This window comes from Arthrobacter sp. UYNi723 (assembly GCF_054057635.1).
In genome coordinates this window covers 1-21778 of sequence record NZ_JBSRZM010000034.1, presented here as the reverse complement: position 1 = coordinate 21778, position 21778 = coordinate 1, and the positions used below count along the sequence as shown (strand labels likewise).

General features: G+C 66.8%; 19 protein-coding genes, 1 pseudogene and 1 riboswitch. Of the genes and pseudogenes, 6 read left to right on the top strand and 14 right to left on the bottom strand.

Features of this window, described 5'->3' with window-relative positions:
* Nucleotides 1-16: 16 nt before the first annotated feature.
* The 7 genes from ACVWY0_RS19735 to ACVWY0_RS19705 form a co-directional block, all read right to left on the bottom strand.
* Nucleotides 17-979, bottom strand: coding sequence for an ROK family protein (locus ACVWY0_RS19735; RefSeq protein ID WP_485838187.1), 963 nt, complete (start codon nucleotides 977-979; stop codon nucleotides 17-19).
* A 143-nt stretch (nucleotides 980-1122) separates the two neighbouring features.
* Nucleotides 1123-2064, bottom strand: a complete 942-nt coding sequence (locus ACVWY0_RS19730; protein WP_485838186.1) for a dihydrodipicolinate synthase family protein — start codon at nucleotides 2062-2064, stop codon at nucleotides 1123-1125.
* A gap of 36 nt (nucleotides 2065-2100) precedes the next feature.
* The gene (locus ACVWY0_RS19725; protein WP_485838185.1) at nucleotides 2101-2907 is read right to left on the bottom strand and encodes an ATP-binding cassette domain-containing protein; all 807 of its coding nucleotides are present in this window, start codon (nucleotides 2905-2907) and stop codon (nucleotides 2101-2103) included.
* On the bottom strand, nucleotides 2904-5039 hold the full coding sequence (locus ACVWY0_RS19720) for a dipeptide/oligopeptide/nickel ABC transporter permease/ATP-binding protein (protein ID WP_485838184.1): 2136 nt from the start codon (nucleotides 5037-5039) through the stop codon (nucleotides 2904-2906). The genes ACVWY0_RS19725 and ACVWY0_RS19720 overlap by 4 nt, the downstream gene beginning before the upstream one ends.
* Before the next feature lie 3 nt (nucleotides 5040-5042).
* Nucleotides 5043-5999: an ABC transporter permease gene (locus ACVWY0_RS19715; protein ID WP_485838183.1), complete on the bottom strand. Its 957-nt coding sequence runs from the start codon at nucleotides 5997-5999 to the stop codon at nucleotides 5043-5045.
* Between the two features lie 162 nt (nucleotides 6000-6161).
* Entirely contained in the window at nucleotides 6162-7784 is a 1623-nt protein-coding gene (locus ACVWY0_RS19710) for an ABC transporter substrate-binding protein (RefSeq protein WP_485838182.1), read from the bottom strand.
* Between the two features lie 180 nt (nucleotides 7785-7964).
* On the bottom strand, nucleotides 7965-9677 hold the full coding sequence (locus ACVWY0_RS19705) for a sialidase family protein (protein WP_485838181.1): 1713 nt from the start codon (nucleotides 9675-9677) through the stop codon (nucleotides 7965-7967).
* Between the two features lie 65 nt (nucleotides 9678-9742).
* Between ACVWY0_RS19705 and ACVWY0_RS19700 the strand changes: the two genes are divergently transcribed.
* The 4 genes and pseudogenes from ACVWY0_RS19700 (at nucleotide 9743) to ACVWY0_RS19685 (ending at nucleotide 13798) form a co-directional block, all read left to right on the top strand.
* A complete protein-coding gene (locus tag ACVWY0_RS19700; protein WP_485838180.1) occupies nucleotides 9743-10681 on the top strand; it encodes a PfkB family carbohydrate kinase in 939 nt (312 codons plus the stop codon).
* Nucleotides 10682-10834: 153 nt separating this feature from the next.
* A riboswitch (cyclic di-AMP (ydaO/yuaA leader) is annotated at nucleotides 10835-11019 on the top strand.
* A 7-nt stretch (nucleotides 11020-11026) separates the two neighbouring features.
* The gene (locus ACVWY0_RS19695) at nucleotides 11027-11770 is read left to right on the top strand and encodes an NlpC/P60 family protein (protein WP_485838179.1); all 744 of its coding nucleotides are present in this window, start codon (nucleotides 11027-11029) and stop codon (nucleotides 11768-11770) included.
* 232 nt (nucleotides 11771-12002) lie between these two features.
* Nucleotides 12003-13101: pseudogene (locus ACVWY0_RS19690) on the top strand (Nramp family divalent metal transporter); the annotation flags it as partial.
* A gap of 229 nt (nucleotides 13102-13330) precedes the next feature.
* Nucleotides 13331-13798: a hypothetical protein gene (locus ACVWY0_RS19685; RefSeq protein ID WP_485838178.1), complete on the top strand. Its 468-nt coding sequence runs from the start codon at nucleotides 13331-13333 to the stop codon at nucleotides 13796-13798.
* Nucleotides 13799-13861: 63 nt separating this feature from the next.
* Here the strand turns inward: ACVWY0_RS19685 and ACVWY0_RS19680 are convergent, their stop codons facing one another.
* The 6 genes from ACVWY0_RS19680 to ACVWY0_RS19655 all read right to left on the bottom strand — a co-directional run bounded on the left by ACVWY0_RS19680 (nucleotide 13862) and on the right by ACVWY0_RS19655 (nucleotide 19429).
* The gene (locus ACVWY0_RS19680) at nucleotides 13862-14458 is read right to left on the bottom strand and encodes a copper resistance CopC family protein (protein WP_485838177.1); all 597 of its coding nucleotides are present in this window, start codon (nucleotides 14456-14458) and stop codon (nucleotides 13862-13864) included.
* Nucleotides 14459-14594: 136 nt separating this feature from the next.
* Nucleotides 14595-15197, bottom strand: coding sequence for a hypothetical protein (locus ACVWY0_RS19675; RefSeq protein ID WP_485838176.1), 603 nt, complete (start codon nucleotides 15195-15197; stop codon nucleotides 14595-14597).
* A gap of 62 nt (nucleotides 15198-15259) precedes the next feature.
* The gene (locus tag ACVWY0_RS19670) at nucleotides 15260-15955 is read right to left on the bottom strand and encodes a DsbA family protein (protein ID WP_485838175.1); all 696 of its coding nucleotides are present in this window, start codon (nucleotides 15953-15955) and stop codon (nucleotides 15260-15262) included.
* Entirely contained in the window at nucleotides 15955-16872 is a 918-nt protein-coding gene (locus ACVWY0_RS19665; protein WP_485838174.1) for a cation diffusion facilitator family transporter, read from the bottom strand. The genes ACVWY0_RS19670 and ACVWY0_RS19665 overlap by 1 nt, the downstream gene beginning before the upstream one ends.
* Nucleotides 16869-17261 carry an ArsR/SmtB family transcription factor gene (locus ACVWY0_RS19660; RefSeq protein ID WP_485838173.1) on the bottom strand — a complete coding sequence of 131 codons (393 nt, stop codon included), beginning with the start codon at nucleotides 17259-17261 and terminating at the stop codon, nucleotides 16869-16871. The genes ACVWY0_RS19665 and ACVWY0_RS19660 overlap by 4 nt, the downstream gene beginning before the upstream one ends.
* Before the next feature lie 86 nt (nucleotides 17262-17347).
* Nucleotides 17348-19429 carry a bifunctional copper resistance protein CopD/cytochrome c oxidase assembly protein gene (locus tag ACVWY0_RS19655; protein WP_485838172.1) on the bottom strand — a complete coding sequence of 694 codons (2082 nt, stop codon included), beginning with the start codon at nucleotides 19427-19429 and terminating at the stop codon, nucleotides 17348-17350.
* 205 nt (nucleotides 19430-19634) lie between these two features.
* Between ACVWY0_RS19655 and ACVWY0_RS19650 the strand changes: the two genes are divergently transcribed.
* Both ACVWY0_RS19650 and ACVWY0_RS19645 read left to right on the top strand, forming a co-directional pair.
* Nucleotides 19635-20060 (top strand): ArsR/SmtB family transcription factor, encoded by a 426-nt coding sequence (locus tag ACVWY0_RS19650; protein WP_485838171.1) that lies wholly within the window; start codon nucleotides 19635-19637, stop codon nucleotides 20058-20060.
* A 39-nt stretch (nucleotides 20061-20099) separates the two neighbouring features.
* A complete protein-coding gene (locus ACVWY0_RS19645) occupies nucleotides 20100-21071 on the top strand; it encodes a cytochrome c oxidase assembly protein (RefSeq protein WP_485838170.1) in 972 nt (323 codons plus the stop codon).
* Nucleotides 21072-21099: 28 nt separating this feature from the next.
* Here ACVWY0_RS19645 and ACVWY0_RS19640 read toward each other — a convergent pair whose 3' ends face one another.
* Complete coding sequence (locus ACVWY0_RS19640) at nucleotides 21100-21636, bottom strand: TlpA family protein disulfide reductase (RefSeq protein ID WP_485838207.1); 537 nt, start codon at nucleotides 21634-21636, stop codon at nucleotides 21100-21102.
* Nucleotides 21637-21778: the final 142 nt, after the last annotated feature.

Genomic DNA, 21778 nt, shown 5'->3' with positions numbered 1-21778 from the left:
GGGTGGTGCGAAGTGGTCAGGACGACGGTGATGAGGACGACGTGGTGAGGACCAGCCGCGCGGCGCCCACTATTGCTGCTGCGTTGCCGAGTTTAGCGGGAAGGACGGGGAGGCCGAGCAGTGCCGGCAGGAGTTCGGCGCGCAGGGCGCGTTCCATGGGACGCCACCAGGGGGCGCCGGCGTCGGAGAGCCCGCCGGAAACCACCACCACTTCGGGGTCCAGGATGTTGGCGAGTCCGCCCACCGCCTGGCCGGCCGCGGCGGCGCCCATGCCGACAGCTTTGATGGCGATGGCGTCGCTGGCACCGGCGAGGGTAAAAACGCCGCGGGCGTCCGACGCCGGCTCCTGGCCGCCGAGGCGCACGTACGCCTCACGGATAGCGGGCCCGGAGGCGATGGCCTCAACGTGCCCGGCCCCGCCGCAGACGCAGGGAACAGGCTGGCCCTCGTGGAAGGCATACGGGGAGGCGAAGTGGCCCACATGTCCGCCGACGTAGCGGTGCCCCAGGACCGGGTGCCCGGCCAGGACAAAACTGCCGCCGACGCCGGTGCCGAAGGCCACCAGGAGCGAACTTGCGGTTCCTGCGGCGGAACCAGTCCACGACTCACCTAAAGCGTGCGCGTGGACATCGTTCACCGCCTGCACAGCCTCCGGCGCCAGGCCAAGCCGGGCGGCCAACCCTTCGGTCAGCTCGGTCCCGGTCCACCCGAGGATGGCATCCGTAGCGGACACCACAACACCGCGAACGGCGTCAATGACCCCAGCCGAGCCAACCCCGACCCCCACCACGTCCAGGCCCTCTGCTTGAGCCCGCGACATGAGGAAAGAAACCAGCGCCGCAGTAGCGTCCAGGATCGCGTCGCCACCATCCCGGTTCAGCGTAGGAATGGTCTCCGAAAACACGACCTCCCCGTCCCCCGAAACAACCCCGGCAGCAGTCTTAGTACCCCCAAGGTCAACACCGATCGCGTACATCATTCTCTTCCTAACAGGGGATCTCGACAGGCTCGATCACCGGGTGTGGTTATACAGGCGGCCGACGGGTGACATTTTTGTAGGCTGCGTTGTTGCGTGAGGAACGAGCGCAGCAGCCGGAAAATGTCACCCGCCGGCCGCGAAGACTACACTAGGCCGTTGCGTTCGAGGATGACCTTGATCGCGGCGGTCTCGTCCTCATCCAGGGAGAGCATGGGGGCGCTCATGACGTTCGTCTTGATGATGCCCATGAGCTGCAGGGCGGTCTTGAAGGCGCCCAGGCCCGCGGCGTTGCCGGACATGCGGCCGGCCTTGGGGGTATAGACGATCTCGAAGACGTCCGCCAAGCGGTCCTGCTCGGCTGCGGCCTGGGCCCAGTCGCCGGCCTGTGCGGCGTCGAACAGGCGGCGGTAGCCGGCCGGGTCAACGTTGCCGAGGCCCGGAACAACACCCTGGGCGCCGCCCAGGAGGGCGCCGTCCACAACCACTTCGTGGCCGGTGAAGATGTCGAAGTTGGGGATGTCCTTGGCGGCCAGCAGCAGCTGGCGGAACGAGACGTCGTCGCCGGAGGAGTCCTTCACGCCGGCGATGACACCGTCGCGGCCCAGCTCGACGAGCAGGTCCGTGGGCAGCTTGAAGTGGGTGCGCACCGGCACGTCGTAGGCGAAGACGGGAACGTCGACGGCGGCGGCGATGGAGCGGAAGTGCGTGTTGTTCTCCTGGGCGTTGGAGATGGCGTAGTACAGGCTGGTGGCCACGATCGAGTCGGCACCCAGCGCGATGACGCGCTTGGCTTCTTCGATGACGCGGTTGGTGGTCTGCTCTACAGCGCCCACGATCACCGGAACCTGGCCGGCGTTCACGCCTGCCACGGTCTGCACGACGAGGTCGCGCTCGGTGTTGGTCATGTGCGTGACCTCGCCGGAGGAACCCAGCACAAACAGGCCGCTGACGCCGCCGTCGAGCAGGTGCTTGGTGACGTTTTCCAGCGACGGTACGTCGATGGCACCATCGACGGTGCGGGGGGTTACGACGGGCGGAATGACGCCCTGGAAACGGGAAGCGACGGTGGTCACAGTGTTCTCCAAATATTGATGGTTAGACGAAAATTTCTGGTGGAAAAGCTAGATGTGGAGCAGGCTCGGGGCGGCGCCCAGCAGCTTCTTGGTGTAGTCGTTGGTGGGGCTGTCGAAGACCTGGGTGGCGGTGCCCTGCTCGACGATCTTGCCGAAGTACATAACGCAGATGCGGTCCGAGACGTAGCGGACGGTCTGGATGTCATGCGAGATGAACACCATGCCGAGGTTCAGCTGGGTCTTCAGGTCCGAGAGCAGGTTCAGCACCTGGGCGCGGACGGAAACGTCCAGGGCCGACGTCGGCTCGTCCGCCACGATGATGTCCGGGTCCAGCGCCAGGGCCCGGGCGATCGCCACACGCTGGCGCTGGCCGCCGGAAACCTGCGACGGCGTGACCTCGGCCGCGGACTGCGGCAGGCCCACCAGGGCCAGCAGTTCCTTGACCTTCGCCGCGCGCGTTGCCGCGGTGCCGATGCCGTGGATCTGCAGCGGGTCCGTCAGGATGTCCTGGACGGTCATGCGCGGGTTCAGCGCCGTGGCCGGGTCCTGGAAGACCACGGACACGGAGCGGCCGAATTCCCTGCGCAGGGCGGCGTTCCGCTTGATGGCGGGCTTGCCGTGGAAGAGCACCTCGCCCGACGTCGGCGTCTGCAGTCCCACAAGCACGGACGCGAGCGTGGACTTGCCGCAGCCGGACTCACCCACGATGCCCACGGTTTCGCCGCGGCTGATGGTGAAGTCGACGCCGTCGACCGCTTTGACGATGTTGGGGCGGAAGAGCCCGCCGCCACGTGCGTGGTGGTAGACCTTGACGTCCTTGAGCTCGATGACCGGCTTGCCGGTTGATTCACTCACTTTGCATCCTCCTTCAGGTGGCTCGCCCAGTAGTGGTCAGCGTCCCCGCCGTTGGCGGCTCCGACTGACGTCAGGACCAGCTGCTGGTTGGGGTCGGCGTCGGACCGCAGTGAGCGCGGGGCGAAACGGTCGCCGGCGGCGAAGTCGCGCGGCGACGGGACGGTGCCGGGGATCTGGTGCAGGCGGACGGCGTCGGCCTCGATGGAGAGGACAGCGCCGAGCAGGCCGCGGGTGTACTCGTGCTTGGGATTCTGCAGCAGCTCGGAAGCCTGCGCGGATTCCACCACCTGGCCGGCGTACATGACCGTGACGCGGTGGGCCAGGGAGGCCACCAGGGCGAGGTCGTGGCTGACGAAGACCATGGCGAAGCCGAGCTGTTCGCGCAGTTCGTTGAGCAGGTCCACTACCTGCTTCTGGACGGTGACGTCCAGGGCGGTGGTGGGCTCATCGGCAACCACGATCTTCGGCGAACGGGACAGTGCCATGGCGATCAGCACGCGCTGGCGCTGGCCGCCGGAGAGCTCGTGCGGGTAGCTGGCGAGCGTCCGGACGGGATCGAGCTTGACCAGTTCCAGCAGCTCGGTCGGCGTCTTGCGGCCGCCGCGCTTGGTCAGCTGCTCCATCTGGTCCTTGATCTTCATGGACGGGTTCAGGGAGCTCAGGGCGTCCTGGTAGACCATGGCGATCTGCTCGCCGCGCAGGCCCTCGTAGGCCTTGATGCTGCTGTGGCTGGTGGCCGGGTCCAGCAGTTCCTTGCCGTCGAACTTGATGGAACCGGTGACCTGCGCGGTCTTGGGCAGCAGGCCCATGACGGCGAGGGACGTGATGGACTTGCCGCAGCCGGATTCGCCCACCAGGCCCATGGTCTCGCCTTCGCGGACCGTGAAGGAGACGTTGTCCACAATCGCGGTGTCGCCGAAGCGGCCGGGGAAGCGGATGGACAGGTTCCTGACCTCCAGGACGTTGCGGGCACCGGCCGGCACCTGGGGGAGGCGGTCGGTGCGCGTGGCCTCGATGGCTGAGAGCAGTTCCAGTTCCTTGTCCAGCAGCAGGTGCGGGTTCGCCGCGGCCAGCTTCGGATCGGAGAGGACGGCCGCCTCGTTGTAGTGCTCCTCGGTGAGGACGTCACCGTAAGCGGCGCGCACGCCGTCGAGCTCGTGCTCTTCCACTACCGACGGCTGGGCCACGGATGTGGCGATCTGGGTGTCAACGCCGGCACCCACCGCTGCGCCGGCCACAACAGCCGCCGAACCGTCGTCGTCCTTTACAACAGCTGCCTTGCGCAGTTTCGGGTTCACCATGGCGTCGGTGAGGCCCTCGGCGAGGATGTTCAGGGACAGCACGGTGAGCAGGATGGTCACACCTGCGAAGGTGGTGGCCCACCAACCGCCGGACAGGACCAGGTTGCGGCCGTAGGAGATCACATTGCCCCACGACGGTGCGGGGTCCTGGACGCCGGCGCCGAGGAAGGACAGCGAGGCTTCGAGGATGATGGCGTCGGCCACCATGACCGTGGCGAACACCAGCACGGGGGCGGCGGTGTTGCGGACGATGTGCTTGAGCAGGATGTAGAAGCGGCCTGCGCCGATCACACGCTCGGCACGGACATAGTCTTCGCCGTACTGGGAGAGCACGTTGGCGCGGACCACGCGGGCCAGCTGCGGGGTGTAGATGATGGCGATCGCGATGATGATGGTGGGAACCGAGTTGCCGAACGCGGCCAGCAGCACTGCGGCCAGGGCGATGCCCGGGAACGCCATCAGGATGTCCATGAGGCGCATGATCAGTTCGTTCACGGCCTTGCTGGACGTCGCGGCGAAGGAGCCCAGCAACGCGCCCACCAGGATGGCCAGGATGACGGCGCCGAGGCCGATCATGAGCGAGGACTGGGCGCCGAACAGCAGGCGGGAGAAGATGTCGCGGCCCAGCCGGTCGGTGCCGAAGAAGTGCTCAGCGCCCGGCGGGGTAGCGGGGATGAAGGTCTCCAGCGGATCGTGCGGTGCGATGACCGACGCGAACACGGCGGAGAGGACGATCATGATGAGGAAGAGGAGGGCGATGCGGGAGCCCCAAGGCAGGGCCTTGAAACGGAGGCCCGGGGCACTCAGCCGTTCAGCAAGCTTGCTACGCATGAGCTATACCGTCCTGATTCGGGGGTTGATGAGCAGGTACAGGAGGTCCACCACGATGTTCACCAGAACGAAGGTGACGGAGATGGTGAGCACCACGCCCTGGACCAGGTTGACGTCCAGGTTGGTGATGCCGTTGAGGATCAGCTGGCCCATGCCGGGCAGGGCGAAGATCATTTCAATCACGACGGCGCCGCCGAGCAGGTAGCCCACGCGGAGTCCCAGCACGGTCACTGGGGTCACCAGGGCGTTGCGGAGGACGTTCTTGGAGACCACCTCGCGGTAGGGGACGCCGTTGCCGATAGCGGTGCGGACGTAGTCGCGGTCCAGCTCCTCCACCATCGAGGTGCGGACCACCCGGATCAGCGAGGCAGAGACCGGGATGCCGAGGGCCAGGGCCGGGAGGGCCATCGAGTTGAGCCAACCGCCGAAGCCGGATTCCGGCGTCGCGATTCCCCCGGAGGGGAAGAGGGGGCTGGCGCCGAGGGCGAACCACTGGATCAACAGGATACCTAGCCAGAATGACGGCGTGGCGATCGCGGCGATCGAGAAAACGCGGACCAGCTGGTCCTGCCATTTGTCGCGGTAGAGGGCGCCGAGGATGCCGAACGCCAGGGACACGACGACGGCGATGATGACGCCGAGGAAGGTCAGCTGCAGCGTCAGGGGGAATGCGGAGCCGATCATGGAGGCCACCGACTTTGCCGGCGGTGTGGTGACGCCGAGGTCGAACTGCAGCAGCTTGCCGAGGAAGGCGAAGTACTGGATCACCAGCGGATCGTTCAGGCCGTTCTCCTGGCGGTACTGCTGCTTCGCTTCTTCGCTGGCGCCGTCGCCGAGGGCGGAGCTTGCCTGGTCGCCGGGAGCAGCCTGCAGGACAAGGAAGACGAGCAGGGTGATGCCCAGGATCATCAATGGCAGTGCTGCGAGTCTGCGGCCAAGCAGACGCAATATCGTGACCAATTTGTTCTCCGGTGTGTTTGGTTGTGCCGCGGGGACCGCGTCACGGGGTGGTGCTTCTCAGCCCAGAGGGGCCATGGCCAGCGGGCCACAGCCCCTCTGCTGCGTCGAGTTGGTGATGCCGTCCCGGGAAGTCCCGGGTGCTGCGCTGGTTTTCAGCGCAGCTTAGGCGGTGCGTCCGACGTCGATGAACGACATGCCGGTGGTGGGCAGCGGCTTGAAGCCGTTGAGCTTCTTGTCGTCCCAGGCGGAGGGCAGCTGGCGGTGGAAGATCGGGTACAGGGGAACTTCGTCGGAGACGAGGTCCACAATTTCGCCGGTAATCTTCTTGGCATCTTCCTTGGCAGCCTGGGAGCCCTTGTTCATGAGTTCCTGCAGCTTGGCGCGTTCAGGGGCGGTCCAGTAAGCGCGCTTTTCCATCCAGGTGGCGCCCGAGTAGAACCAGCTCAGGAGCAGGTCAGCGTCGTTGCCGAAGACCGACGGGTCGCCCGGGGCTGCGACCACTGTGTAGTCGCCCGTACCGACGCGGTCGGTGTACAGCGCGCCGGACTGGATGCTCTTCACGGAGACCTTCACGCCCGGGATCTTGTTCCAGGATTCGAGGATCAGCGGGGCAACGTCCTTGACCCAGGCGGTGTCCGTGGTGAGCAGCTCGAATTCGAGGCTCGTGACGCCGGCCTGCTGCAGGAGGTCAGCGGCCTTCGCGGCGTCGTAGCCGTAAACGTTCTTGGCCTTGACGTAGTCCGGGTGGCCTTCCTGGAAGTAGGAACTGGCGGCCTTGGCGTTACCGAACAGGGCCTTCTTGATGATGGCTTCCTTGTCCAGGCCGTAGTGCAGGGCCTGGCGGACCAGCTTGTTGTTGAACGGGGCCTTGTTGCAGTTGAACATGAGGAACATCAGGCCGAAGGACTGGACTGATTCAACCTTGACCTTGGACTTGAGGCCGTCGATGTCCAGGTAGGGGACGTCCTCGATGGCCTGGACACGGCCGGACTGGACGGCGGTGACGCGGGCGGCCGCGTCGGAGAGCAGGAGCCAGGTCATGCCCTTGGCCAGTGCCGGCTTGGGGCCGTTGTAGTCTGCGAACGCTTCGAAGACGATCTTGTCGTCCTTGGCGGCGGAGATGAGCTTGTAGGGGCCGGTGCCGACGGGCTTGGCGTCGAAGGCCTTGAGGTCCGTGGCCAAGGCCTTGGGGACAACCTTGACCACGGAGATGCGGGGGCCGAAGCCGGGGAAGGCGTACTTGAGGGTGAACTCGACCGTCTTGGCGTCAACGGGCTTGACTTCCTTGATGAACGGGATGAACTGCGAGAACAGGGACTTGTTCGCCGGATCCATCACGCGGGTGAAGGAGAAGGCCACGTCTTCGGTGGTGACCGGAGTGCCGTCGTGGAACTTGGCGCCGTCGCGGATGGTCACCTGGTAGGTGGTGTCGTTGACCTTCTTGGGGTCCGATGCCGCCAGCGCGTTGTAGGGCTCGCGGGTGGCCGGGTGCAGCTCGATGAGGCCTTCGAAGATGTGCAGGTTGGCGGCCATCGGCGTGGCGCCTGAGGAGCTCAGCGGGTCGAAGCCGGTGGAGAGGGCATAGGAGATGCCCGCTTCGATGGTGAGGTCCTTGTTGACTGCCGCAGCGCTTGCTGAGCTGCCGGTGGTGGTAGCTGCCGGGCTGCCGCACGCGGCGACAGAGGCGGTGAATGCTGCAGCGGCGCCCATGGCACCGGTCAGCTTGAGGAAGTTCCGGCGGCTGGCGTGATTGACCAGCGGCAGATTCTTGGTGATGTTGTTCATGAGGGCCTCGCCATTCCAGAAGGTTTATCGGATGTAGGACGTCCGAGCTCGTATGTCGACTGTAAGCGTCATCACAGGTTCACGTCAAGCGCCAGTTTCCTCCGACGCTCTCTCACTTCCTGCGAGTTTCCGCCGGACGCAGGATCTCTCAGATCCTGCGGGTTTTTCGCAAACGCTCTCTCACTTCGGCTCGCTGATGTCGCCTGTGGCGGTGTCAAACGTGAAAGCACGACGGCGGCGCTCGGCAGTGCCGCCGCGCTCGCCGAGCACTTCAAAGACCACGTCCGCGGTGCCCCGTGCCACGTCCGCCTCTGTGACGGTGTACCCGGGCGTGAAATAGAGCGACTCTTCCCCGGGGCCAAGATCCGCCGCAGGGAAGGCGTCCGAGCCGGGACCGGATAGCCCGACCCCGGTAATCGGAAGGGCTCCGTCGTTGCGCGCCCTGCCCGTGAAGGCCAGGATGTCCCCGGCCTTGTAGCCGGGAATGATGGGGCCGTAATTCAGGTCCTGTGCCTCCCGCGTGCCGATGACCTGCGCAGCTTCGGCCGAGTAGCCCTGGCCGATTTCCTTCCAGGTGTGTACACCCCAGTCCTCACCGCCGGACTGCATCACGTGAAACTCGCCGGCGTTCTGCCAGACCGGTGGGCGGCCCGGGGTGATGGAGCGCAGTTCCATGTCGAAGACCAGGCCGGCATCGCGATCGGGCCCGGATCCAGCGTCAGCGGCGGAGGCGGCATGCGCGTCGTCCGCAGCGGCCAGCTGTGCGGTGAGTTGCCCCGCGGGCACGGAGGCAAACACGATCTCCCGGTAGCCCTGCCGTTCGTAGAGGACGCCGATGTTGCCGTCGGGGAGCCGGGCGGCCGTCGAGTACGCCGAGCTGCCCGGACACAGGACCAGTTTTGCGGGCCAGCTGAGGCCGTTATCGGGGGACAGGCTGACCACCGTGTTCCGCCGCAATGCCGTGTCCTGGTTGTTGGTGGCCACAAGCCACGAGCCGGTGGCGTCGTCGTCGAGGGAAGCCAGGGACGGCAGGCCGTCGAAGCGGACCAGCGAGCCGTTGTCACCCGGGTCCGGGAGGTCCTCGACCGGACGCAGGGCGCTCCAGGTGGCCCCGCCGTCGTCGGATATTGCGGCAAGGCGGCGCGGTGTGCCGCGGCTGTGCAGCAGGAGCCGCCCGTCCTGGAGGGCGGCAACCTTGTTTTCGTTGGGGGCGTGGCCGTGCGTCCGGGCGCCGATGAGCTCCCCGAGCGTCCAGGTGTCGCCGTGGTCGTCGCTGTACGCGGAAGCGGCCATGATCTCGCCGCCGGCCAGGACCACAAGCTGCTGGACCAGCCGGCCGCGGTAGGGACCGGTGTGGATCTGGATGCCTTGCCCCGCTGCGGCGAAGATTCCGGTGATGTCAGGCTCCTCGGGGCGAACCTTCTGGCGGAGCTTGAGCTGGGCGGTGATCCTGCGGTGCTGCCAGGTCAGGCCGTCGTCATCCGAGAAGCTGAGGTCGCAGTGCTGGACGTCGTCATCGGGCTCCAGTCCGGCCGCTGCTTCGAAGAATCCGGCGTGCGTTCCGGCGGCGTGGAACATAAAGATCCGGCCGTTATCCACGTCCACCAGGAGGCTCGGATCGCCGTAGCCGTTGAGGCCGCCGCCCGTCCTTACCATCTGCTGTTCGCCCCAGGTCCGGCCGTTGTCCGTGCTGCGCCGGAGCAGGAGGTCGATCGGGTTGGGCAGATCATCGAGGTTGGGGCGGCCGTCGTAGGCAGCCAGCAGGGTGCCCTGCCGCGAGACCGCGAGGGCGGGGATCCTGTATTGCCTGTAGCCGCCGGTGCCGCGGACCGCCAGGACGTGTTCGACGTCGGGCATGGCAGCCGTCATTGGCTGGTGGACATGGGATGTCATATCTCCATGGTAGGCGACGCGTAACACGCGTGTGTAGGCCGGCATATCTCTGGCAGAGTATGACCATGCTCACAGTTATAGGCGAGGGCCTTGTTGACGTTGTCCAGCGCGCCTCCGGAATCGAAGCCCACGTGGGCGGCAGTCCCCTTAACGTCGCGGTGGGCCTGGCCCGCCTCGACCATCCCGTGCAGTTCGTCGGCCGTTACGGCCGCGACGCCTACGGGGATTCGGTGGCGGCGCACCTGCGCTCCAGCTCCGTTATGCTGCCGCTGGGCCCCGACGAGCTGCCAACCAGCGTGGCCACCGCCGTAATTGACGACGACGGCGCCGCCACTTACACGTTCGACCTCGCCTGGGAGCTTCCCGGCCTGGCGGACCGCCTCGCCTTTATGCTGCAGGGAACCACCCTCCTGCACACCGGCTCCATCGCCACGATGCTGGCGCCGGGCGCCGCGGCGGTGCTCGCCGCCGTCGAGCACGCCCACCCCGCCGCGACGATCAGTTTCGATCCCAACTGCCGGCCCAGCATCATCACCGACGTGGACTATGCGCGGACGCAAGCGGAGAAATTTGTCACCCTTGCGGACGTGGTCAAGGCCTCGGACGAGGACCTGGAGTGGCTGTATCCGGGCGTGGACGTGCTGGAATCGGCGCGCCGCTGGCTGTCGCTGGGTGGCTCCGAGGGGCCGGCCCTGGTGGTGGTCACGCGCGGCGCGGCCGGTCCGTGGGGGATTACGGCCGCCGGTGAAGCCGCGATTGACGCGCCTCGCGTGGAAGTGGCCGACACCGTGGGTGCCGGTGATTCGTTTATGGCTGCGCTGCTTTCGGGGATCGTGGACCGCGGCCTGGACGGTGCGCAGAACCGGAAGGACCTGCGCGAGCTTCCGGCCGAGGGCCTGGCCGAACTCCTGGCCCACGCTGCCCGCGCGGCGGCCGTCACTGTTTCCCGCCCAGGCGCCAACCCGCCCACGCGCGCCGAACTGAACGCGGTTCCGGCGGAGTAGCGCGGGCGTCCCCGGCGAGTCGCCGCATGGGCAGGGCCGGTGGATAGCACCGCGGCCGGATCAGGCGCCGTTATGCAAATGTGACAAACAATGGTGTTTCCCGTACGGTCGAAGGCGTGCCGATTTCTCCGAACACGGCACTCCCGAGCGGATTGCCTAACTCTGCCGCTGCCCGGGATCCGTTCGCGATATTCGTCCGGCAGAGACGGGGAACCCAATTTTCGGCCTGCTTCGCGCAGGCCTTGGGGTGAAGCCGCTGTACTGCACTTGCGCAGGAACGTGCGGCCGGGTGTCTCCCATCCGAATCCGACAGCTCACCTCGCAGGCATTGGGAGAGGCCCTTTTATGTCCACGCTTAAAGCCCATGGCCGCCGCCGCGCGTCCGTCACCCCCACCAGCCAGCTTGCCGCCTTGACCAGATCAATGGCCGCCAACGCGGGCGGGGTAGGCCGCCAGGCGGCCGTCATCGCAGCCGCCTCAGGCCTGGTTCTGACCAGCGGCATCGCCGCCCAGGCCGCAGAAGCACCCCAACAGCGGGACGCGGAGCCGACGTCGAACCTGGAAGTATCGAGCCAGGCACCTGCGCCGTTCAGCGCCGACGCCACGGTCACGATATCCTACGAACGCCCGGCCGTCAGCACCACGCCTGCCCCCGTCGTCGAGGCACCCAAGCCTGCGGCCGCTGTTCCGGCGGCCGCCCCTGCGGCGAAAGCCAAGATCTCCGTCCAGCCGGCATCCGCTGCGCCGGCCGCTGCCCCCGCGGCCGGCGGCGTCAACGCCACCATGGTTTCGGCAGCCTACGCACAGATCGGCATGATCCAGGACTGCACGGTCCTGGTTGAACGGGCTCTGGGCGCCGCAGGGATCCCTGTCGGTGACCTGGGCCCGATGCAGTTCCTGAACTACGGCACGGTCGTCGCTGACCCGCAGCCCGGGGACATGGTGGTCCAGTCCGGCCACGTCGGCATCTACGTCGGGGACGGCCAGGTCCTCAGCTCAGGCCTGAACGGCAAGAACGAAACGGCCGTACACCCCCTGAGCTGGATGACGTCCAAGGGTTCCGTCACCTTCGTCCGCGCAGGCGCCTAACGAACCTGTTGATGGCCGGCTTTTCGGTGCCTTGGGGGCACCGAAAAGCCGGCCATCAGTGCGTTCCGGGCACGGCTGCCCCTCCGGACCACTCTCCGCGTATTACTAGGAGCGCCGAAATATAATTTTCGGCAACCCTAACTTGAAGGTATCCTCGTGGTGTCAGTAACCCTGAGGACGAGAACACGATGGCTACCCCCACCCTTACGGAACGGCTGGCGAGTAAGCCGCGGTGGCAGCCAATCTCATGGCAGTCCTCTTGCTGTATCAGTCAGCCAAGCTTGGCCTGGCCACCGGTCTGAGCCTGCCCCAAAATCCTCGGCCGGCGCCTCGGCACCCGCCGCCGCTGGCTGTACTGGCTCCAGGCCGAACTTGTCGCCGGGGCAACGGACATGGCGGAAGTCATCGGCGGCGCAGTAGCCCTGAACCGGCTCTTCGGGCTGCCCCTTCTGGCCGATGGCATCATCATCGGCGTCGCGTCGCGTCCATGCTCCTGCTTCCCCTCCAGTCCGCCCGCGGACAGAGGTCCTTCGAATACGCGATCATGATGCTCCTTGCCGTGATCGCCGTCGGCTTCGTCTCCGGCCTCTTCGTGAACCCGCCGGACGCCGGAGATGTTTTTTCCGGCCTTCTCCCGCGTTTTGAGGGCACCGACACTGTCCTTCTCGCGGCGAGCATGCTTGGTGCCACGGTCATGCCGCACGCCATCTACCTTCACTCATCGCTGGCCCGCGACAGGCACGGCTTCTCCGAGGATCCAGCTGTCCGGACGCGACTGATCCGCGCCACCCGGTTCGACGTCGCCGGGGCCCTCATGCTCGCCGGCGTCGTGAACATTGCCATGCTGCTGCTCGCAGCATCCGGCCTGCGGGGGATCGAGGGCACAGACGCCATCGCTGGCGCCCACTCGGCCGTCACCTCCGCGCTGGGCCCGGTCATCGGGGTCGTCTTCGCCATCGTGCTGCTGGCCTCCGGCCTCGCCTCAACATCCGTCGGGTGCTACGCGGGTGCTACGCGGGAGCAACGATCATGGGCGGACTGCTCAAGATCAAGGTTCCGCTGCTCATCCGCCGGGTCATCACACTGATTCCGGCGCTGGCGATTCCCGGGGCCGGCATCGAACCCACCCTGGCGCTCGTGCTGAGCCAGGTGCTGCTCAGCTTCGGCATGCCCTTTGCCCTGATATCCCTGATCCGGCTCACCGGAAACAGCGAAGTCATAGGCATCCACACCGATTCCAAGGCATCAAAATAGCCGGGTGGACCAGCGCAACGCTGATCGTCGGACTCAACTGGATCCTCATCGTCCTGACCATCAGCGGCCAATCCTAAGACCGGACACCTGCCCGGGCCCAGCCCAAGCCCGCGCAGTACCGGGCCGCAACATCGGAATGCGGGCCATGGCACCGGCATGCCCAGGGTGCCACCGCAGGTAACTTGTCGATCCAATGGATCCTGTACTGTCGAGAGGGCGCCGGGACTGGCAGACGCCGCCATCCGGGCTCTGCTGCTGCCGCGCAGCCGGACACGCCCACGACGAAGACGAAGGAATGCACGCGCGATGACGGAGAACACCACACAGGCGGACACACCGCGGGCAGCCGGTCCTGGGGCAGGTGCGATGCCGCTTGGTGCCCGCCAGTTGCTGATGATCGGTGGCCTCTGCGTCCCCGTGGGCCTAGTGGCCGGCCCCTATCTGCTCCTGGCCCAGCTCCTGGCCCCCGCCGGGGTGGCTATGGTGGCGGTGGCACTGTCCTACCGGGCACAGCAGCCCTGGTTTTCGCGCTGGTCCTGGACGGTCGCCGCAGCGGGTGTCCTCTGGGTGGCCGCCACGGCCACCTACTACGCCTCTATCATGATCGCCGCTGACGCTTCGGCTCCGCTCCCCGGGTCCGCCCAGATGCTATACAACGCCGGAACGGTGTTCTTCGCCGTCATGGCGGCGGCAACCCTGACGGCGATCGTGCTGAGAATGATCAGCGCCCGGCGCGCATCCCGGGAGCAGGCATCAGGGCCTGAGCTGCCCTGACGCGCGGCTGCCGGGCCGGTGCCGGTATTCCTACACCGCAGTGCGGGAACACCGGCAAGGCGGTCAGGCTCCGTTGTTCCTGCTCCTGCGGCGGATGACGAGGGTGGCAGCAAGGCCTGCTGCCAGCAGCCCGAGGGCGATCCCCACGGTGAGGGGGGCGTTATCGTCGTTCGGTGGCTTGGCGGGCACCGGTGCGGGGGCTGTGGCCTGGGTCGCCGTCGGTACTGCCGGGGCAGTCGGGGCAGCCGCGGCTGAGGTTTGGGCCAGACCCTGGACGGTGAAGGAGTACTTGCCCTCGATCGGGTGTCCGTCGGATGACACGGCCCGCCACGACACGGTATAGGCTCCGGGGGTTCCCGGAGCGGTCCGGGTGGACAGCGTCGGCCCGCTGACGGTCACTGTTCCGTCGGAGACGGTCGTGCCGGCGCCGTCCGTGACCGTGATGACGCTCAGGTTCAGGGTCGCTGAGTCGGTGGGTGGCTGCGTCAGGGTCAGTGACACAGTATCGGGGCCAGTTGTCAGCACGGCGTCCTGGGCCGGGGCTGTCGATGAGAGGGCGTCATGGGCCAGCGCAGGGCTGGCTGTCAGGGCGGCCGGCAGCAGGACAGCTGCGGCGGCGGCCAGCCGGAGACGGGTCTTAAGAGTGAGGCGGGATTGCATTTAGCGTTCTTTCGTCGGGAGAGATCAAGGTGACGCGCGCAGGCCTGCCGGAGGTAGGGGCCGGGCCCAGGGCGCACAGAACCGGATCCGCCCCCAACGCAACGGCAGCGCAGTGGCTGGCGTACGGGGTGGCGGGTCAGGTGCAGGCGGCCGGTGGTCCGCGGCGCCGGTGAGCACGTAGAACCGGCCTGCGCCGCACCGGGGTGCGCCGCGGTAGTGGGGCCGGGACCACGGCGACGGGAAGGACGGGGGCGACGGTCACGCCGGGGAAGGGACGAAGCCACGCTTCCAGCGCCCACAGCGCTGCCTCGCCTTTGGCCAGCACCGCTGCGGTCACCAGCGTCGCGATGATATGGGCCGTGAGCATGGGCGGTTCAAGGTCCCACGGCAGATGCGTATGCGCTCCCCCACCGGCGTGGACCGGCGCGGCGTCGGTGACGGCGAAGTGGCGGTGCAGGGCCGAAGCGGCGTCCAGCGGCGCCGTTTCGGAGAGGAAGGAAAACGCGGCATGCAGCAGAACCTGTCCGGCCGCCAGCACGCCGAAGAGGACCGGGGTCCTCAGCTTCCAGCGGGTGAGGAGTACGACGCCGAGCACCACCAGTGCAGCGCAGGCGGCCAGCACGGAAACGGGCGGCAGCCGGCCACCGCCGAACACGTGGGCGGCGGCGGCCATGGACAGCACGGAAACGGCCACAGCGGCGGTGCGCAGCAACCGGAAGGGCGCACGCTCACGCGACATAGAGCACCGTCCTTTCCTGCTTCCTGTCTCCCCCCGGGTTGTTCCCCGGAGCTGGGTAACCGCTACTTGGCTGCGTCGGCCAGCTTTTGCCGGAAATCCGCTTCGCTATTAAGGACGAGCTTTTCGCCGTTGAGGAAGAACGTGGGGGTTCCGGTCACGCCAAGGGCTTTGCCGTCGGCGATGTCTTTGCGGATCCGGTCCTTGGTCTTCTCGTCGGCAACGGCGGTGTCGTAGGCGGCGAGGTCCAGTCCGAGCTCCTGGGCGAAGGTCCTGAACAGTGGTGCCTGGGAGTCTTGCTTTTCGCCCCACTGGGGCTGGGTTTCAAACATTTTGGCATACATCTGCTCGTACTTGCCCTGCTGCGCGGCCGCTTCAACGGCTAGCGCTGCCTGGGCGGAGTTCCGGTGCGCCGGGAGGGGGAAGTAGCGGTTGATGAAGGTGATCCGGTCACCGAATTCTGCCTTCAGTTCCGCGACGAGTGGCTCTGCCGCGCGGCAGGCTTCGCATTCGAAGTCCAGGAACTCGACCAGCTGGGCTTTTTCGGTGGCCGGGTTGGTGACACGGTGGCTGTCTTCCCTGACCAGCTGGGCGTCGACGACGGGCGGGATGGCCGCGGGGGCGGGTTTGTTGAGAGTGAATACGGCGTACCAGATGGCGCCTGCGGCGACGATGGCCGCGAGCAGGATCCAGATGAGGGTGCGTGCCCGTTTGGCGGGGTCTGCCGGGGCCTGGGTTGGTTTGGTTTTTGTTGATGCCATCAGTGGTGGATGCTCTCCTGGTCTCGGTGGGCGGCGGGTTCGATCTGGAAGGTGGAGTGTTCGACGCTGACGTCGAAGTGTTCGGCGACGCAGCGCTGCAGGTCAGCCAAGATGGTGGCGGCGTGCCCGTCCGTCATGCAGCCGTCCTCGACCGTGACGTGGGCTGAGAGAACCGGGGTTCCGGACGCGACCAGGGAGGCGTGCAGGTCGTGGACGTCGATGACGTGGGGCAGGGCCAGGATGTGGTCACGGACTTTGCCCATGTCCAGCCCCGCGGGGGCGTTTTCCATCAGCACATTAACCGTGTCGCGGAGCAGCTTCAAGGTCCGCGGGATGATCAGCACACCGATGAGCAAAGACACGACGGCGTCCGCCTGGACCCACCCGGTGACGGCGATGATGATCGCCGCGACGATGACCGCGACCGATCCAAGGGCATCGTTGAGGACCTCCAGGAACGCGGCCTTCATGTTGAAGTTGTGGTTCCGGCCAGACGCGAGGACGATCAGGCCCACGGCGTTGCCGGCGAGGCCGATGATGCCGAACCACAGCATCGTGGATCCGGTAATTTCGGGGTGTTCGAAGAGCCGCCGGATGCCTTCGATGATGACGAAGCCGCCGACGCCCAGGAGCAGGGCAGCCTGTCCGGCGGCGGCGATGATTTCCGCACGCTTGTAGCCCCAGGTTCGTTTGAGGGTGGCCGGTTTCAGCGCCAGCGACGCGGCGATGAGCGCGATCAGCAGCCCGGTTGAATCGGTAAACATGTGCCCGGCGTCGGCCAGCAGCGCCAGGCTGCCCGTGAGGAAGGCGCCGATAATTTCCGCGACCATAACCGAGAAGGTGATGGCGAAGACGATGATCAGCTTGCCGCGCTGGCTTGTCCCGGCGGCGGCGTGATCGTGGTTGTGGCCGCTCATCGGTGCGGCTCCAGGGTCAGGGGTTCGACCGGGGCCGGACCGTTCCCGTCGCCGGTGGCCATGTCCTGCGCGCAGTCCGGTTCGTCGCAGGTGCAGATCGTGTCGACGGTCAGGATGGTGCCCAGCAGGTCATCGAGGGCGTGCGCGAGCCTGGCATCGGAGAGTTCATAACGCACCCGGCGCCCGTCCGGTTCGGCCGCGACCAGGCCGCAGTCGCGCAGGCAGGCCAGATGGTTGGACAGGATCTGCCGGCTGACACCGATCTGGCCGGCCAGATCCGAGGGGAACGCGGGTCCGGTCCGCAGCTCCATCAGGATCGCCGCCCGTGTGGGGTCGGCGAGGGCTTTGCCGAAGCGGGCCAGGACGTCGATACGGGAGAGGATGCGCATACGGGAAATCGTACAGAAATTTCTGGATTCAGGAAATCCTGTATCAACGTGTCTCTCGACGCTGGCGGGGGCAGTGGCTTCCACTGTCAGTCCTGGTTGCGGCGGCCCGGGGCCGGGTAGTCGCGTTCGTCCATCTTGGAGAGCATTGCGTTGTAGGCGGTCAGTTCCGCGTCGTGGTTCCGGTCCGCGGCCCGGTCGGTGCGGCGCATCTCGCGGGCATCGGAGCGGGACCACATCACGGCGACGCCGATCGCGATCAGAAGGGTGGGCAGCTCGCCGATGCCCCAGGTGATCGCACCGGCCATCTGCTGGTCGGCCAGGGCCGGAAGGCCCCAGTCCCGGCCGAGCCGGGTGAACCATTCGGGCTGGATCAGGGTGGTGGAGCCCATCAGAGTGACGCCGAAGAAGGCGTGGAAGGCCATCGTGGCGAGCAACAGCAGCAGCCTCAGCGGGTACGGTGCCCGCCGGGGCACCGGGTCCGTCCCGATCATGGAGAGGATGAAGAGATATCCGGTGATGACGAAGTGGACGGTCATCAGTTCGTGGCCGGCGTGCTCGCGCAGGGCAAACCCGAAGGCGTCCGAGTAATAGAACAACACGATCGATCCAGCGAAGTTCGCCGCAACAAACAGAGGATGCGTCAGGACGGCGGCCGCCGGGGAATGCACCAGGACCATGACCCATTCCCGCGGCCCGCGGGAACCGTCGGGCCGCGGCTTCAGCGCCCTGAGCGCCAGGGTGACCGGTGAACCGAGGACCAGGAACACCGGGACGACCATCGTCAGCGCCATGTGATCGAGCATGTGGGCGCTGAACAGGATCCGGCCGTAGACGGAGGGACCGCCGGAAGTGAAGAACACCAGGGCACCCAGCCCCACGAGCCACAGCACGCTTCGGATCCACGGCCACGCGTCCCCGCGCCGGTGAAGCGTCCTGGCCGCCCGCAGGTAGAGGTAGGCAGCAATGAGGGCGACCGCGATCCAGAGCCAGTCCGGGCGCCAGACCGTAAACCATCGCTCCGGGGTGAGCTCCAGGGGCAGGACGTAGCCGGTGAGGATTTCGGCCGGGGTCAGCGCCGGGCGGATGTCCTCACCGCCCGGCGGCGGTGTGCGGCCAAGCGCAGCGGCCAGGCCGCTGACAGCACCCATGATCAGCACTTCCACGACAATGAACCGCCAGAACAGCCTGCCCGTCCGGGCGGTCCCGGCCGCTGCGGCCAGGGCAGGAATGAGGCGTTGCCGGTGCAGGAAACCGATGCCGCCCAGGACCAGCGCTCCGGCGGTCTTGGCCATCAGGAGCACGCCGTAGGGTGAGCCCAGACCGGAGAGGAAATCAATGCGGATGGCGGCGTTGATGAGTCCGGAGGCGACAACGAGGGCGAAGGCGAACCCGGCCAGAGTGGAAAACCTCCGGATCACCGCTGTGGTGTCTTTGCCCAGTGCTGTGCCGGCAACGGCCAGGGCCATCAGCCCCCCGAACCACAGGCAGACGCCGAGCAAATGCAGGCCCAGGGAGTTGATCGCCTGTTCGTGGTCGGTGCCCCCTGCAGCGTGGCCGATCAGGATCATCGGCAGCAGCCCGCCCATGGCCAGCACCGCGGTCGCGGCAAGGCCGGCGGGCGAGCGGACAGCAAAAGCCGCCGTGGCAACGGTCGCTGAAATAACGACGACCCACAGCCGGGCGGCCCCGGTCGGCAGTTCGGTGATGTAGGAGGCCAGCTGCGAGGCGAACTCCGGGCTCCCGGAAATCGGCATTCCGACCAGATCGGCGAAACTGAACACGAGCACCGCTACCGCGGAGAGCGTCCAGAGAATACTGGCGGCCGCGGCCAGCGCCAGGACCCGGGTAAACGCCGGATGCTCAGCCGCAGGCACCGCGTCGTCCGGACCCGGCCGTTTCCTGCCCCGCAGTGACAGGGACGGCGGGACAATGAACGCTGCGAAGACCAGGGCGCCAATCGTGGCGGCCGCGGCGATGTTGTGGACGGTCTGGACGATGCCGTAACCCCAACGGACCAAGGCCCCGGGGTCGCGGGTTTCGGCAGGCAGAATGCCCCTGCCAAAGGCGCTGGCGGCCAGGACGGCGATCACCGCGATCAGGCCGGCGATAGCCAGCCACCAGAGCTTCGGTGACACTGCCGGGGTCCCGGCGGGGGACTTCACAGCCACAATAATTCCTTCGGACGTGGGTCGTCGGCTGCCGCCGGTGGATCTCCGGAAGCCAGGGGCGCCTTGCGGGCCGACGCGTTACAAGATTATCTGTAGAGTTGTTCAGACGTTAATCCGGTCCGTCGGCCGCAGGGCGGACGCCGGCGCTGCGGGTCCCGGCCAAAGGTAAATGCGAAGCATTAGCAGGCAAAGGTAACCTTGATGAATGACCGCGATCTCCCTCCCAGCAGCCCCGGTGCCCGGCGGCACGGGCAGCGACTGTGCCGTCCGGCTGGTCGACGCCGACAAAGTCCAGGCTGTCCGCGCCCGGATGCCGCAGGACTCCGACGTCACCGATCTCGCCGTGATCTTCGGGCTCTTATCGGATCCGGGCAGGGTGCGGATCCTCATCGCCCTGCTCGAAGGGGAAATGTGCGTCTGCGACCTGGCCGCCACGACGGGCCTGAGCGAATCCGGGGTCTCCCATGCACTGCGGCTGCTGCGTGGGCCCCGGGTCGCCGAGGTCCGGCGTTCGGGACGGATGGCGTACTACTCGCTGGCCGATTCCCACGTCCGCATGCTCCTGGACCTTGGCCTGACCCACGTCGGTCATACCGGACAGGGCCGACTGCAGCTGGCCGGCAACCGCTGATCCCGCCGCTCCCGCACGGCATGCACGTTGAGTTCTGAGATGAGTGAGCCTGGAATTGAGGGCCCCGGCTGGGTGCCGTCACTGCCACCGTCACTGGGGGAGTATCTTGCCCCCAACCTGCAGCCGGTCCCGGTCATCCCTGTCCTGGCTCTGCTGGCCGCCCTGTTCTACCTGGCCGGGGCCATCAGTCTCTGGCGCCGGGGGCGGCACTGGTCACCTGTCCGCACCGCGGCGTTCGTGACCGGCTGCGTGGCAATCATCGTGGTCATGGGTGCAGGGATCGAAGGCTACGGGCTGCGGATGTTCTCCATTTTCATGTTCCAGCAGCTGACCCTGATGATGGCCGTCCCGCCGCTGCTGGTGATCGGCTCCCCGGGCACCCTGCTCCTGCGCTCAACACCGCACGACCGCCTGGGCCGGCCGGTCCTGAAAATAGCGATCTGGGGCCTGCGATCGGGCTGGGGGCGGCTGGCCATCCACCCCGGATTCATGGTCCCGCTGTTTCTGCTCAGCTTCTACGGCGTGTACTTCTCCGGCCTGGCCGATCTGCTTTTGCCGAACTGGTACGGCCACGTCGGGCTGGAACTGCTTTTTCTCCTCGCCGGCGTCCTGTTCACCGTGCCGCTGATCTCCGCCGACCCGCTCCCATCCAGGCAGACGCACTTCGGGCGAATGATCGACATCTTCGCCGAAATGCCGCTGCACGCCTTCTTTGGAGTCGTCATCATGATGGCCACCGCCCCAATGGTCGAATTTTTCGCCACACCCCCGGAAGCCTGGAACATCGACCCGATCCAGGACCAGGGAGTGGCAGGGGGCCTGGCCTGGTCCTACGGCGAATTGCCGGGGGTGCTGCTGCTGATGTTCATCCTCGTCCGCTGGCAGCGTGATGAAGCCCGCGGCTGGGTCAGATCAGAAAAGGCCGCCGCCCTGGCCGGCGGCGATCCGGCCATGGATGCCTACAACGAGTACCTGCGGCAGCTGGCGGACCGACCGGACCGGCGCCGCTGAACGCCCCAACCTCGACGCCCAGCCGCGGTCACTGCCCCGCAAGCGCCGTGACAATCAGCGCCTTGAGGATCCCCTTCTCCGAAATTCCCAGGATCCTGGCACTGACCCTGCCCTCGCGGTCCAGGACCAGGGTCGTCGGGACGGCCCGCGGCGGAACATAGGAGGTCATGGCCAGCAGGATCCCGCCGTCGCTGTCATCGAAGCTGGGATAGCGCACGCTGAACGTCCGTTCAAACGCGGCCGCCGTCGGGCCGTCATCGCGGACATTCACGCCATAGAACAGCACACCCTGATCCCGGAACTCCGTGTCCAGGGCGACCAGGTCCGGTGCTTCCTTCCGGCAGGGTGCGCAGCCTGCGTACCAGAAATTCAGCACCACCACCCTGCCCGCCCAGTCACCGGAAGACACGGTCTCCCCGCTGAAAAGGTGCCCGCTCAGGGAGACAGCCCCGCGGGATGAGGGCGAGTATTCGTTCACCGAGCCGTCCCCGGCGATGTAGTTCTTGTCATCCCCGGCCCGGGCCTGCGCGGCCAGCGAGTCCTCCGAAGGTCCGCAGCCGACCAGAGCAGCCGCCGCGGCCCCAACCCGAGCACGGCCCGGCGAGGAGGGAGCCCCGAGGAATCATGTCAAGATGCCCGCGTAGCGTTTATCGAAGAATCATTTGATTGTGCCCGGATGGTTGGTTGGCTCTTGGGGCCTTGTTTGG